The sequence below is a fragment of the uncultured Nitratireductor sp. genome, from assembly GCF_913053745.1.
Lineage (GTDB): Bacteria > Pseudomonadota > Alphaproteobacteria > Rhizobiales > Rhizobiaceae > Nitratireductor.
Genome location: NZ_CAJXGF010000130.1, coordinates 1 through 12,615 on the forward strand (window position 1 = coordinate 1; position 12,615 = coordinate 12,615).

At 61.2% G+C, this 12,615-nt stretch carries 13 protein-coding genes; 9 read left to right on the forward strand and 4 right to left on the reverse strand.

Annotated features, from left to right (window positions below; all coding sequences use genetic code 11):
- The 3 genes from QZ638_RS18110 to QZ638_RS18120 form a co-directional block, all read right to left on the reverse strand.
- Positions 1-1,264: class II aldolase/adducin family protein (locus QZ638_RS18110; RefSeq protein ID WP_295813313.1), on the reverse strand; the 1,264-nt coding region annotated here is incomplete at its 3' end.
- 44 nt (positions 1,265-1,308) lie between these two features.
- Complete coding sequence (locus QZ638_RS18115; RefSeq protein WP_295813314.1) at positions 1,309-2,274, reverse strand: sugar-binding transcriptional regulator; 966 nt, start codon at positions 2,272-2,274, stop codon at positions 1,309-1,311.
- A gap of 194 nt (positions 2,275-2,468) precedes the next feature.
- Positions 2,469-2,738 carry a YMGG-like glycine zipper-containing protein gene (locus QZ638_RS18120; protein WP_295813315.1) on the reverse strand — a complete coding sequence of 90 codons (270 nt, stop codon included), beginning with the start codon at positions 2,736-2,738 and terminating at the stop codon, positions 2,469-2,471.
- 423 nt (positions 2,739-3,161) lie between these two features.
- Between QZ638_RS18120 and QZ638_RS18125 the strand changes: the two genes are divergently transcribed.
- Positions 3,162-4,751: a BCCT family transporter gene (locus QZ638_RS18125; RefSeq protein ID WP_295813316.1), complete on the forward strand. Its 1,590-nt coding sequence runs from the start codon at positions 3,162-3,164 to the stop codon at positions 4,749-4,751.
- Between the two features lie 64 nt (positions 4,752-4,815).
- On the opposite strand, the gene QZ638_RS18130 is transcribed toward QZ638_RS18125, so the two are convergent.
- The gene (locus QZ638_RS18130; RefSeq protein WP_295813317.1) at positions 4,816-5,805 is read right to left on the reverse strand and encodes a polysaccharide deacetylase; all 990 of its coding nucleotides are present in this window, start codon (positions 5,803-5,805) and stop codon (positions 4,816-4,818) included.
- 214 nt (positions 5,806-6,019) lie between these two features.
- Between QZ638_RS18130 and QZ638_RS18135 the strand changes: the two genes are divergently transcribed.
- The 8 genes from QZ638_RS18135 (at position 6,020) to QZ638_RS18170 (ending at position 12,375) form a co-directional block, all read left to right on the forward strand.
- Entirely contained in the window at positions 6,020-6,685 is a 666-nt protein-coding gene (locus QZ638_RS18135) for a tetratricopeptide repeat protein (RefSeq protein ID WP_295813323.1), read from the forward strand.
- A gap of 19 nt (positions 6,686-6,704) precedes the next feature.
- Positions 6,705-8,135, forward strand: coding sequence for a ribosome biogenesis GTPase Der (gene der / locus QZ638_RS18140; RefSeq protein WP_295813318.1), 1,431 nt, complete (start codon positions 6,705-6,707; stop codon positions 8,133-8,135).
- Positions 8,136-8,312: 177 nt separating this feature from the next.
- Entirely contained in the window at positions 8,313-9,497 is a 1,185-nt protein-coding gene (locus QZ638_RS18145) for a cell wall hydrolase (RefSeq protein WP_295813319.1), read from the forward strand.
- A 246-nt stretch (positions 9,498-9,743) separates the two neighbouring features.
- On the forward strand, positions 9,744-10,097 hold the full coding sequence (locus QZ638_RS18150; protein ID WP_295813320.1) for an AtpZ/AtpI family protein: 354 nt from the start codon (positions 9,744-9,746) through the stop codon (positions 10,095-10,097).
- Positions 10,098-10,151: 54 nt separating this feature from the next.
- Positions 10,152-10,886: a F0F1 ATP synthase subunit A gene (locus QZ638_RS18155; protein WP_295813324.1), complete on the forward strand. Its 735-nt coding sequence runs from the start codon at positions 10,152-10,154 to the stop codon at positions 10,884-10,886.
- Between the two features lie 128 nt (positions 10,887-11,014).
- Positions 11,015-11,239 (forward strand): F0F1 ATP synthase subunit C, encoded by a 225-nt coding sequence (locus QZ638_RS18160; RefSeq protein WP_009451405.1) that lies wholly within the window; start codon positions 11,015-11,017, stop codon positions 11,237-11,239.
- A 65-nt stretch (positions 11,240-11,304) separates the two neighbouring features.
- On the forward strand, positions 11,305-11,886 hold the full coding sequence (locus tag QZ638_RS18165; protein WP_295813321.1) for a F0F1 ATP synthase subunit B: 582 nt from the start codon (positions 11,305-11,307) through the stop codon (positions 11,884-11,886).
- A gap of 9 nt (positions 11,887-11,895) precedes the next feature.
- The gene (locus QZ638_RS18170) at positions 11,896-12,375 is read left to right on the forward strand and encodes a F0F1 ATP synthase subunit B (protein ID WP_295813322.1); all 480 of its coding nucleotides are present in this window, start codon (positions 11,896-11,898) and stop codon (positions 12,373-12,375) included.
- The last annotated feature ends 240 nt before the right edge of the window (positions 12,376-12,615 follow it).

Sequence of the window (12,615 nt, forward strand, 5' to 3'; positions counted from 1 at the left end):
GTTCGAGAGACCAGTATTCGAGCTCGAAGAGGTCGGAGAGCGCCAGCGGGTAGAACGAGCCGATGGCTTCGGCGCCGGTGACGGCTTCTACCAGCATCTCGCCCACATCGGCGGCGATCTTCGCTTCCTTCATGCTGCGGCCATGGCCGATGAGGCCGAGCCCGCGCACGAGCGTCAGGCGCGGCATGGTGTCGAGCATGGTGCGCTCGACATCGTCGGCGGCGTTGTTGATCTCGAAATAGTCTTTGTAGCGCTCCGAGAACGCGGCGACTTCTTCGCGGACGATCTTGCCATATTGATCGAGCTTGCCGGCTTCCGGCGCGGGCAGCACCATCGGGCCGGTCTTGATGCGGATCGACAGGTCCGGCGTGGAGACACCGCGCGTGGCGAGCTCTTGCGCCGTGTCGGCGTTCACATAATCGAGGATTTTCGGCGAGGTGCGGAAATCGCAGACCATGCGGCCATATTTGCCTTCGCCCTCGTCAATGGCGATGGCGCCGCGCAGATAGGGCATGATCTCGGACGGGGTTGCCAACTCCTTCGGCAGTGCCACCGGCTTGAACGGCGTCTTGCCGTTTTCGGCCACGTAATCCTCGGCCATGGTGACGAACTCGATCATCAGATCGTAGGCCGTCTTCGCGTCTTCGGCGAAGGTGAAGATGCCGTGCTTGTCGAGGATCAGGCCTTCGACGGAGGGATTCTTGTCGTAGATGTCGGCGGCTTCCTTGGCGAGGTCGAAGCCCGGCTTGATGTAGGGCACGAAGCCCAGCCGGTCGCCAAAGACCTTTTTGCAGAGCGCTTCGGAATCCTTCTGGTCGACCAGCGCGAGGATGGCGGTCGAGTGGGTGTGATCGACGAATTTATGCGGCAGGAAGGCGTGCAGCAGCGTTTCGATGGACGGGTTCGGGGAACCCGGATCGATGAGGTTGGCGCGCTGCATCGCCACCATGTCCTCGTCGGCGAGGGAGGGCAGAGCGCGGGCGGCCAGAAGTGCGTCCATCTTCACCGCAGGCAGACCCTGCGGCTGGATCACGCCCATGTCCCAGCCGCTGCCCTTGACGCACAGGACATCGTATTCGCGGCCCAGAATGTCGGTGGCCTTGCTTTTGAGTGACGTGTTGCCGCCGCCATGCAGGACAAGGCGCGGCTCGCCGCCGAGAAGGCGGGTCGTGTAGACGCGCAGCGCCAGGTCGCGGTCGACACCCTTTGCGGCGTAGTGCTCGACGAGCTTTTCGGCTTCGCTGTCTTTCCAGAGGTTCTGCATGTCAGTCCTGTACGTGTCTTGAAGGTTGGGCTTGCCGGCGTGGATCAGGCCGGCGTCGGTTCACTGACGGCGTGATGCTTCAGAAGCTTTGCCGCCATGGAGGAAGTGGTCACCAGATGGGTGAAGAAACGGCCGGCGATGGCCGCGTTGAGAGGCTCGAATTTTTCGTCCTCCTGCACGACCATGAGCCGCTTGGGGATGGCGCGGATGGCATCGAAATCCGCCGAGATCATGCGTCGGTTGTAATCGCAGTCGAGCAGGGTGCCGTCGGCGGTGATGATCTGCCCGGCGATGACGCCGGTGGCGCCCATGGTCTTCAGTGTCTTGAGCTCGTCGAGGCCGAGCGCACCGCATTTGATGACGTGGCTGTCCGCATCCAGCGCGCCGACGGTGAAGAGCGCCAGATCGCAGGCGCCGATGCCGTCGAGCTGTTCGCGGATGACCGGCTCTTCCCGCAGGGCGCGCGCCAGTTCCTGGGTGCTGAGCACGAGAGGCGCGTAAAAATTCAGCCCCTTGGCGTTCAACCGGCGGGCGATTTCCATCGTGCACTGGTCGGGGCGATAGGCATAGGGCGAGCCGAGATTGCCGCACATTTCCACCACGGTGACGCCTTCGCGATCGGCATAGCTCATCGCGTCGGCGATGTCGTAGACCGTGCGTCCCCATGCGACGCAGACGCGGTTGTCGTTTTCGACCATTTCGAGAAAGACATTGGCAGCCAAGGTCGGGATCTCGGAAGCCGGGGAAGGGGAAAGCGCGTCCTCTTCCACCAGCCAGACGGTCTCAAGTCCGAAAGTATCTTCCATCTGTCGGGCAAGACGCTCGCCGCTGAACAGATGGGTGGAGGTGGAAATATTGACGATGCCGGCCTCGCGCGCCTTGCGCAGATAGAGCGCCACGGACGCCCGCGAAATGTTCAGGCGCTGGGCCACTTCGTCCTGCCGCAGCCCGTGCGTATAATAAAGCCAGGCGGCTTTATGTATGATTTGATCTGCCGGACGATAAGCCATTTCACGCCTCCTTTCGACATTATTCACGCTGATTGACAAAAGTCAATTCATCGCCGGAAAGAAGCGTGGCTCATGATGTTTCGCAGGTCCGACCTTATCGAAGGCCGGGAAAAGAGCAAGCAAAAGGCCGGGATGCGAACACCCCGGCCTTTGCAAAACTTTTCAGGCAGCGCGTTCCGCGCTGCCGGACCCGATCAGTAACCGCGCGGGCAACGGGCCTCGTAACGGCGGCCATACTCATCGCGATAGACGCAGCGATTGCTGCCTTCCGATGCGCGACCGACCAGCGCGCCGGCCACGGTGCCGATGGCGCCGCCAATGATCGCGCCTTCGACCTTGTTGCCGGCAGCGAGCGCACCGATGGCCGCGCCGCTGGCGCCGCCGAAGGCCGCGCCCTGTTCGGTGGGCGTGCAAGCCGCAACGGCCAGAAGCAGCGCAGGCACGAGAAGCAGTGACTTTTTCATGGGTCCTCTCCAAATGGTTTCATGATCATAAGCCGCAGACATCGATTTGGTTCCGTCCGAAGCTATCTGAATTTTGATGTCCCTATCGCGATATAACATGGACATAAAATCGGGCAAAACTCCGATGCACAAGCGCAGTTTGTGTCGATTTCTCGCCTTCTTCTGTGAATTAATCCGCTGAACTCAGTGCAATTTTGGACCGGCTGTGTGAATTTTGTCTTTTTTTGGGCAAAAATCTGGCCTGCGGGGTTCCATCTTGCCTTCATTTGCCCGACTTTGGTCTCAATCCACACGGTCGAGGTCGCATACAGACAATGTGCGATGGCGCTTTTGGGCCACCCTCCAATGTGTGGAGGAGTGTTCCGGTGGCGGGCGGCCAATCTCTCGTTTGCTTCCAGCCCTCGGACAGACATGGAGCGAAATATGTCAAACGAAATCATCGGGGAGGACCACGGGATCGAACCGGGGCAGGACAACATTCGCCTGCTCGGCCTGGACGTTCACAACCCCGTCTTCTTCATTTCCGCCGTGCTGATCGTCGCTTTCGTGATCATCACACTGATTTTCCGCGACGTGGCAGGCGACGTGCTCGGCGGCTTGCGGGTCTGGCTGACCTCGACCTTCGATTGGGTCTTTATGCTGTCGGCCAATCTGTTCGTGCTGTTTTGCATCGTGGTGGCGCTGACACCCCTCGGCAAAGTCAGGCTCGGCGGCAAGGACGCCGTACCCGAATATTCCTATTCCGGCTGGTTCGCCATGCTGTTTGCCGCAGGTATGGGTATCGGCCTGATGTTCTTCGGCGTTCTGGAGCCGATGTATCATTTCAACAATCCGCCTCTCGGGCTCGAAGCGCCGATCGCCGACGGCGAGGTCGTCGCGAGCGCGGTACCGGCGGCCCGCGAGATGGGGATGGCGGCGACCATTTTCCACTGGGGCCTGCATCCCTGGGCGATCTACGCGGTTCTGGCACTTTCGCTTTCGCTTGCGGCTTACAACAAGGGGTTGCCGCTTTCGATCCGTTCCGCCTTCTTCCCGATCCTGGGGGAGCGGGTGCGCGGCTGGCCCGGCCATCTGATCGATATCATGGCGGTTTTCGCGACGCTGTTCGGCCTTGCCACATCGCTGGGCTTCGGTGCTTCGCAGGCTCTGGCCGGCCTTAACGAGCTCTACGGCGTGCCGAACACGGATACGATCAAGGTTCTGCTCATCATGGGCATTACGGGCGTGGCTCTGATTTCGGTGCTGGCCGGTCTGGATGCGGGCGTGAAGCGTCTTTCCGAGATCAATATGGTGCTGGCCATTCTTCTTCTGGCGTTCGTCATCGCCTTCGGTCCGACCCTGGCAATCATTACGGGCTTCTTTTCCAACACATGGTCATATGTGAAAGAACTGCCCCACCTCGCCAACTGGATCGGACGTGAGGATACCGGCTTCATGCATGGCTGGACCACGTTCTACTGGGCCTGGTGGATTTCCTGGTCGCCTTTCGTGGGCATGTTCATCGCCCGCGTTTCCAAGGGGCGTACGGTGCGGGAGTTCATCACCTGCGTGCTGATCATCCCCACACTCGTGTCGATCCTGTGGATGACCACGTTCGGCGGCACCGCAATGGAGCAGTTCCTGACGGAAGGATACACCGGCGTTCAGGAGACGGTTGTCGACTACGTGCCCGAACTTTCGCTGTTCGCCATGCTGGCCGATCTGCCGCTTGCCGGCGTCAGCTCGCTTATCGGCATTATCCTGGTGATCGTTTTCTTCGTGACGTCGTCGGATTCCGGCTCACTGGTGATCGACACGATTACCGCAGGGGGCAAGATCGACGCTCCGGTCGCACAGCGCGTCTTCTGGGCGCTCTTCGAGGGGCTTGTCGCGATCGTGCTTCTGCTTGGCGGCGGGCTGGCGGCGCTTCAGGCCGGTGCGATCGCAACGGGTTTCCCGTTCGCGATTCTGTTGATGGTCATGCTCTACGCCACTTACAAGGCGCTGCGGCAGGAAAGGGAAATCGGGAACTGACATCCCGTGGCACGATGCTGAAAAAAAAGGGGCCCCGGTACCGGTTGCCGGGGCCCTTTTGCAATCACGTTCCGCCCTGGGAGGGCCGAGCCGTCTCGGAAACGGCCGACAGATAATCGCGGTAGCTCACGCATCTCACCTCATCCTTGACGCAGACATCGCGCGCGAAACGCTCCAGAGCGTTCCAGTAGGCGCCGTCGTTCATCAAGGTAAAGTGAAAGCCGAGCTGGACCGGTGTGCGACGGCCTGCATATTCCTTCTCGAAGGTCGCCTTGAACGCATCGTAGGCTCGCTGCTCGAACGCCGGCGCGGCTTCCGGTTTTTCCTTTCCGGCCGAATGACGGACATAAAGATTGTAGTCCATGGCGATGATCTTCCGGTCGCGCGGCCCCTCGGGGATCAGAGGCAGCGAGAAATGCGTCACGCCGTTGCGGGATTTGGGAAGGACGGGACCGCGCGAAACGGTGCTCGCATCGTAGGCGAAACCGCGCTCATCGAGCGTTTGAAAAAGCCCCTTGTTCGTGGAGAGATAAGGCGCACGGAAGCCGCGGATTTCCTTGCGTGCGAAATCCTGCCACTCCTTTGGCTCGCCCTCGATCCCGTTCAGCTTCCAGGCGTCGGCGACGACGGTCGTGAACTGGTCGAACTCCTGGGCCCACTCTTCCGCGCCCCAATCCTTGCCGTCGAAATGCCCGCAGCCGTGACTGGCCACCTCGTGCCCTTCGGAACGGGCAGTCCATATCTGACCGAGCCGCCCCTCGACATCCTCCCGCGAATAGCCGCTGCCGACATTGGTGCGGCCGCGCGGCATACCGGGAGGCTGATAGGCTTTGCGTGTTTCGGGTGCCAACAGATACACACAGGAGAGAAAATAGGTGAAGCGCGCGCCGGTTTCCTTGCCAAGAGCGCGGCTGCGTTCCCACTGTTCCAAATGCAGCGCACCGTCGAAAGATATGATCACATATTGCGGCCTCGGCGTTTGTTCGGCCTCGCCTGCGAAACAGGAACCTGTCAACGCCAGCGCGGACGCACCGGCGCAGAGAAATTTGAGCATGATCGATTAATCCAGTATGCAATTCGAGGATGCAGCATTACCGGCAAATATGGCCGAGTTTGGAACGTAATCGCCCATGAATTGAGGTTGGCAATGGCTGCAAACCAAGAGAATCGGGACGAAATGCTTTCGCCCCCTTCCATGGCGGCAAATTTCGTCTAAAAAGCCGGGAACCGGAAAAGCGCGGGAAATGCCCGCCAAGCATGGGTCGCATATGTCCGACGACAGTTTCATTCGCGAAGTCAACGAAGAGCTACGCCAGGATCAGTTCAAGTCTCTGTGGCGTCGTTTCGGCCCCATCGCCATCGGCGCGGCCGTGTTGCTCGTGGTGGCGACCGCGGGCTATGTCGGCTATGAGCGCTGGACCGCGTCCCGTGCCAATGCATCGGGCGATGCTTTTTCCCAAGCGCTCACCCTGGCGCGCCAGGGTGAGAACGCCGAGGCGCTCGCCGCTTTCGAGGAACTTGAAGACAGCGGCCATGGCTCCTATCCGCTTCTGGCACGTATGCGTTCGGCGACAGTTCTGGCCGCCGATGGCGATGCGGAAGGCGCCGTCGCCGCCTTCGACGCGATTGCCGCCGACGATTCCGTGACCGATGTAATTGCCGATATGGCGCGCTTGCGCGCCGGGCTTCTGCTGGTCGATCACGGTTCCTATGCGGACGTTTCCGCGCGGGTGGAGACGCTGACGGCCGATGGCAATGCACTGCGTCACACGGCGCGTGAGACGCTCGGGCTCGCAGCATGGAAGGAAGGCAATCGCGAGGATGCGCTGCAACTTTTCCAGCAGATTTCCGCAGATGCCGAGGCACCGCGCAACACGCGCCAGCGCGCCGATATGATGATCGAGCTGATTCATGGCTCGAGCCCGGCCGAATAGCCGGAACCGGTGAGCCCCCATGGCCTTCAAACTCGCAATTATCGGCCGGCCGAATGTCGGCAAGTCGACGCTGTTCAACCGGCTTGCCGGACGGCGTCTGGCCATTGTCGATGACACGCCCGGCGTAACGCGGGATCGGCGTTCGCATCCCGCCCGCCTTCAGGATCTGCGTTTCGAGGTGATCGACACGGCCGGACTCGAGAGTGCGGCCGCGCCGACGCTGGAAGGCCGAATGCGCGCCCAGACTGAGCAGGCGATCGACGAAGCCGATATCGCTCTTTTCATGATCGATGCGCGTGCCGGCGTGATGCCCGACGATGCGACATTCGCCAATGTTCTGCGCCGCAGCGGCAAGGCGGTCGTTCTGGTGGCCAACAAGATGGATGTGAACGCCGCCCGCAACGGCGTTCTCGACGCCTGGGAACTGGGGCTCGGCGATCCAGTGGAAGTGTCCGCCGAGCACGGCCTCGGCATGTCCGATCTGCGCGATGCCATTGTCGAGGCGCTCGGCGAGGACGTGGCGCTGGACGATGAGCCGGAGACGGTCGTAGTTTCCACGAACGAGATCACCGTAGGCGAGGACATCGACCCCGATGCGGAGGACGAAGCGGCTTACGATTCGTCCAAGCCGCTGCGGATCGCCATTGTCGGCCGACCGAATGTCGGCAAGTCCACTCTGATCAACGCATTGCTCGGCGAAGAACGCATGCTGACCGGCCCCGAGGCCGGGATCACGCGCGATTCGATCTCCGTCGACTGGCAATGGCGTGACCGAAAGATCAAACTGTTCGACACGGCCGGCATGCGCCGCAAGGCACGGGTTCAGGAGAAGCTGGAAAAGCTTTCGGTTGCCGACGGACTGCGGGCGGTGCGTTTCGCCGAAGTGGTTATCGTGGTTTTCGACGCCACCATCCCGTTCGAAAAGCAGGATTTACAGATCGCCGATCTGATCATCCGCGAGGGCAGGGCGCCGGTCATTGCCTTCAACAAGTGGGACCTGATCGAGGACAGGCAGGAAACGCTGGCCGAGCTGCGCGAAAAGACCGAGCGGCTCTTGCCGCAGGTGCGCGGGCTGCAGGCCGTGCCGATTTCGGCGGAAACCGGTCGCGGCTTCGACAAGCTCATGGAAGCGGTGGAGAAGACCCATCGCACCTGGAACAGCCGCATCTCGACCGGTCGGCTCAACCGCTGGCTCGAAGGCGCCACGGCGCAGCATCCGCCACCGGCCGTTGCCGGGCGGCGTCTCAAGGTCAAATACATGACCCAGATCAAGACGCGTCCGCCGGGCTTCGTCGTTTCGTGCTCGCGGCCCGAAGCGATGCCGCAATCCTATGTGCGCTATCTGATGAACGGCCTGCGCGAGACGTTCAGCCTTTACGGGGTGCCGATACGCATGGCGCTGCGTACCTCCGACAATCCCTATGCGGGGCGGGCGAAGAAACGCCGCTGAGTGGCACGAAAAAGCCGTTCTTCATCGTGACGGGCTTTGCAAGGCAAGGCCCGTTTTTCTTCGCGCCCTGGCTGTTCCCACCGCCGCCACACCGCCGCCACACCGCGTTAACCAGTGATCAAGGTTAACCAAATATGGTTTCTGAAACTGGGTCGAGTTGCGTATCGGAGAGTGTGGGTGCTTCGTCGGACTGGAAGGGTACCGCGCAGGGCGGATGATGAATCGCGTTCCATTCTGGCGCCAGCATTGGTGGCGTTGGGGTTCTGGATCGGTTTTCCTGGTATGGTTGCGCATCAGGACATGGCCGGACTCGTTTCCGGAGAAGAAGGGACGGGCCCGCGTTGGGCCGCCTATGTGGAAAAATCCGTCGCCGGGTCGATCCATCAGGCGGAAATGCCTTTTGTCGATGGCGATTTGAAAACCGGCAGCATTTCCGGATCGGGCATGGATGCGCCCGGCATCGGCGCTGTCGCCTTCCGCGGAAAGAAAGGTTTCACCGGCACGACGCCGGACGAGGCGCGCATCAACCGGGCGGAAAAGACCGGGCGTTTGGTGCAGGTGGTGCCGGTACAGCCGCCCAGGCTGTTCGAGGCTGGCACCATTTTCGAGAAGACCAGCTTTCTTCTGGAGAAACCCAGGACCGGCGAAAAGCTGATGGCCTTCGTGAACCCGGACATCAAAGGCAAGGAAGTGCGCATCGCCTCCGCCTTCTATATGAAACGCGACAAGAAGGCCGATCCCACCATTCCGCGCGCAATTGCCGAACTGGTGACCAACGATCGCGCCGACGTTCTGGCAACCGCCTATGCGCCGCCGGAGCCGGACTATGCCAAGGCATCGCCATTTGCGAGTATTCTGCGCGAGGAGGATCCGACGGGCGGCCGCTTTATTCCGCCGGTTGGCGCGAAGGATCACCCATGGGCACGCCACGCGCTTCCGGCCGCGGTGTTTTCCGACCGCGAACAGCAATGTCTCGCCGCCGGCATCTATTTCGAGGCACGCGGCGAATCCGTTAAGGGCCAGGCGGCCGTGGCGCAGGTCATCCTGAACCGGGTGCGCAATCCCACCTATCCCGGCAGCATCTGCGGCGTGGTCTACCAGAACGAGAAATGGCGCAACCGCTGCCAATTCTCATTCGCCTGCGACGGCATCCGCGACCGGGTCAAGAGCCCCGGACACTTCAAGATGGCGCAGGACGTGGCCATGGCCACCACGGCGGGCAAGATCTGGTTGCCGGAAGTGGGGTCGTCCACCCATTATCACGCGACCTATGTGCATCCGCGCTGGGCCGGCGCGATGGAGCGCATGAAGAAGATCGGTCAGCACATTTTCTATCGCACCTATGGCGGCGGCTGGAACTGATCCGGCGACCCAAACGGGATTGAGCGGCGGGCGGAAAAGCGCCAAGTCTCGCCGCGATTCCCGTTTTCAGTGCGCCATTTGCCGCTGCGCGCATTGTCGCATCTAATCATCATATTGTTTTTAAAAGTTTTTTTGCCTTTGTGAATGGCACCCGCAGCGGCTTGACTGGGGCGTGGGCGCTCACTATGTTGCGCGCGACTTTCCAGCGGACAACCGCTGACCAGCAAACCCGGTACGGAGATTGCGGTGGCCAACGAGGATCAGCCGGACGACTTGCAGCGTCGGCGCGCCGATCTGGAGAAGGCTCTCGCGGAGAAACGACCGGCGAAGCGAGACGGCGGCGAGGGGAAGACAGAAGGCGATATGGCGGGCGTCGGTCAGGCGCTCAGACTATCCAGCGAGTTCATTGCCGGCGTTGGCGTCGGCGCGGTTCTCGGGTGGGTTATCGATCATTTCGCCGGAACGTCTCCCTGGGGGCTGATCATTTTCCTGCTCCTCGGTTTCGGCGCAGGGGTTCTCAATGTCCTGCGTTCGGCGGGGCTTATTGCTGAATTCGGGATCCGCTCATCGAATGGCGGGCAGGGTTCCGAGAAGAAGTGAACGGCGCCCGGGCGCCAGACCAGAAGCGAGGGGGGCCAGGGGGCCAACGATCCGATCCATCAGTTCCAGATCTCCAAGTGGATTCCGATTGAGGTCGGCGGACTGGATTTCTCCTTCACGAACTCTTCGGCCTTCATGGTCGCGACGGTGGTCGCCGCCGGTGCGTTCCTGTTCCTGACCACATCCAGCCGTGGCCTGGTGCCCGGTCGTCTGCAGTCGATTTCGGAGATGACCTACGAATTCGTGGCATCGATGCTGAGAGATTCGGCCGGATCGCACGGAATGCGGTTCTTCCCGTTCGTGTTTTCGATCTTCACCTTCGTGCTGATGGCCAATCTGCTTGGCCTGTTCCCTTATTTCTTCACCGTGACCAGCCACATCATCGTTACCTTCGCGCTCGCGCTTCTGGTGATCGGCACGGTGGTGGTCTACGGTTTCCTGAAGCACGGTTTCGGCTTTCTGAAACTGTTCGTGCCGCAAGGGGTTCCCGGCGTGGTCGTGCCTCTGGTGGTGCTGATCGAGATCGTTTCGTTTCTCTCGCGTCCCGTCAGCCTTTCGGTCCGTCTGTTCGCCAATATGCTGGCCGGTCACATCACGCTCAAGGTTTTCGCCGGCTTTGTTACCTCTCTGAGCGCATTCGGCGTTGCCGGTGCTGCCGGTGCGGTGCTGCCGCTGATCATGACGGTGGCGATTACCGGCCTCGAATTCCTCGTCGCCTTCATGCAGGCCTACGTCTTCGCCGTACTGACCTGCATGTATCTGAACGACGCCGTTCATCCCAGCCACTGACAAAGGGATCGAAAAGACAGACTTTGTCCGGTTCGAAAGGCCGGACCAGAGGAAAACAGGTTTCACCGGCGGACCTCCGCCATGTCTGAAGAAAACACGCAAATCCGCGATCACTAAGGAGTTTCAAAATGGAAGTAGAAGCAGCAAAGGCCATCGGTGCCGGTATCGCTTGTCTCGGCATGGCCGGTGCAGCCCTCGGCCTCGGCAACATCTTCGGCAGCTATCTCTCGGGCGCCCTGCGCAACCCGTCGGCAGCAGACGGTCAGTTCGGCCGCCTGATCTTCGGCTTCGCCGTGACGGAAGCTCTCGGCATCTTCTCGCTGCTCATCGCTCTGCTCCTCCTCTTCACCTAAGCGCGCAATCCGCGTGCATGGCCGGCCGCTCACGGGCGTCCGGCCGGTTTTACAAGAGGTAGACAATGTTTGTGGCAACGGCATTCGCAGCCTCGGCGCAAGACGCCGCGGAAGCGACCCATTCGGAAACCGGCGTGGCGTCTGAAGGCGCGCACGAGGCCGGCTTCCCGCCTTTCGATTCGTCCACATTTCCCTCGCAGATTCTGTGGCTGGCGATTACCTTCGGGCTGTTTTACCTGTTCCTGAAGCGTGTCGTGCTTCCGCGCATCGGCGGTATTCTGGAAGTGCGGCGCGACCGCATCGCCCAGGACCTCGATCAGGCGGCACGGATGAAGGAAGAGGCGGACGAGGCGGTTGCCGCCTACGAGCAGGAGCTCGCCGACGCCCGCAAGAAAGCCAACGCCATCGGCCAGGAAGCCCGCGACGCCGCCAAGGCGGAAGCGGACGCCGAGCGGCGCGAGATCGAGAAAGAGCTCGACGCCAAGCTCGACGAAGCCGAAAAGCGCATCGCTTCGATCAAGGAGACGGCCATGAAGGACGTGGGCGCGATTGCCGAGGATACGGCGGCATCCATCGTCCAGGAACTGGTGGGCGGCCGGCTCGACAAGACCGCGGCGAAAGCCGCCGTCAAATCCGTCAAGCAGTAGGAGAGGGCGATGGACGCGACATTCTGGGCGTTTATAGCCCTGATCATCTTCCTGGGCATCCTCGCCTATTTCAAAGTTCCGGGGATGATCAACGGTGCACTCGACGGACGCGCCGAACGCATTCGCAACGAGCTGGACGAAGCACGCAAGCTGCGCGAAGACGCGCAGCAATTGCTGGCCGAGTATCAGCGCAAGCGGCAGGAAGCCGAGCAGGAGGCGCAGGACATCGTCAGCGCCGCCAAACACGAGGCCGAGCTGATCGTCAAGGAAGCCAAGCAGAAGACGGAAGAGTATGTCGCCCGTCGGACCGCTCTGGCCGAACAGAAGATCGAGCAGGCAGAGCAGGACGCGGTCAACGAAGTGCGCGCGAGCGCCGTCGACCTTGCCGTGGAAGCGGCCCGCAGTGTCCTGGCCGACAAGGTGGACGCCAAGACCAGCGGCGATCTGTTCAAGGCCTCGCTTCAGGACGTGAAGGCGAAGCTGAACTGATCGGCCTTTCCTGACGACTTTTCAAAAACGCCGCCGGTTTCCGGCGGCGTTTTTGTTTGCAAGGAGTTCAGGTCGCCGGAGGCTCGTACGGCACGTCGAGAAGCGTGCATAGATCGCTGAGGCACTCCTCGAACGATGGTTCCATATCCGTGTAGGCAAAGGTGATCTGCCGAAAGATCTCCATGCACAAATGCCCGTAGAGCCGGATCCAGCATTTTAGAAAAACATGGGCGGCATCCG

What these genes read in the sequence shown, in the direction of transcription:
- QZ638_RS18115 (WP_295813314.1), bottom strand. Translation starts at nt 2,274, where the DNA reads ATGGCTTATCGTCCGGCAGATCAAATCATACATAAAGCCGCCTGGCTT.
- QZ638_RS18120 (WP_295813315.1), bottom strand. Translation starts at nt 2,738, where the DNA reads ATGAAAAAGTCACTGCTTCTCGTGCCTGCGCTGCTTCTGGCCGTTGCG.
- QZ638_RS18125 (WP_295813316.1), top strand. Translation starts at nt 3,162, where the DNA reads ATGTCAAACGAAATCATCGGGGAGGACCACGGGATCGAACCGGGGCAG.
- QZ638_RS18130 (WP_295813317.1), bottom strand. Translation starts at nt 5,805, where the DNA reads ATGCTCAAATTTCTCTGCGCCGGTGCGTCCGCGCTGGCGTTGACAGGT.
- QZ638_RS18135 (WP_295813323.1), top strand. Translation starts at nt 6,020, where the DNA reads ATGTCCGACGACAGTTTCATTCGCGAAGTCAACGAAGAGCTACGCCAG.
- der (WP_295813318.1), top strand. Translation starts at nt 6,705, where the DNA reads ATGGCCTTCAAACTCGCAATTATCGGCCGGCCGAATGTCGGCAAGTCG.
- QZ638_RS18160 (WP_009451405.1), top strand. Translation starts at nt 11,015, where the DNA reads ATGGAAGTAGAAGCAGCAAAGGCCATCGGTGCCGGTATCGCTTGTCTC.
- QZ638_RS18165 (WP_295813321.1), top strand. Translation starts at nt 11,305, where the DNA reads ATGTTTGTGGCAACGGCATTCGCAGCCTCGGCGCAAGACGCCGCGGAA.
- QZ638_RS18170 (WP_295813322.1), top strand. Translation starts at nt 11,896, where the DNA reads ATGGACGCGACATTCTGGGCGTTTATAGCCCTGATCATCTTCCTGGGC.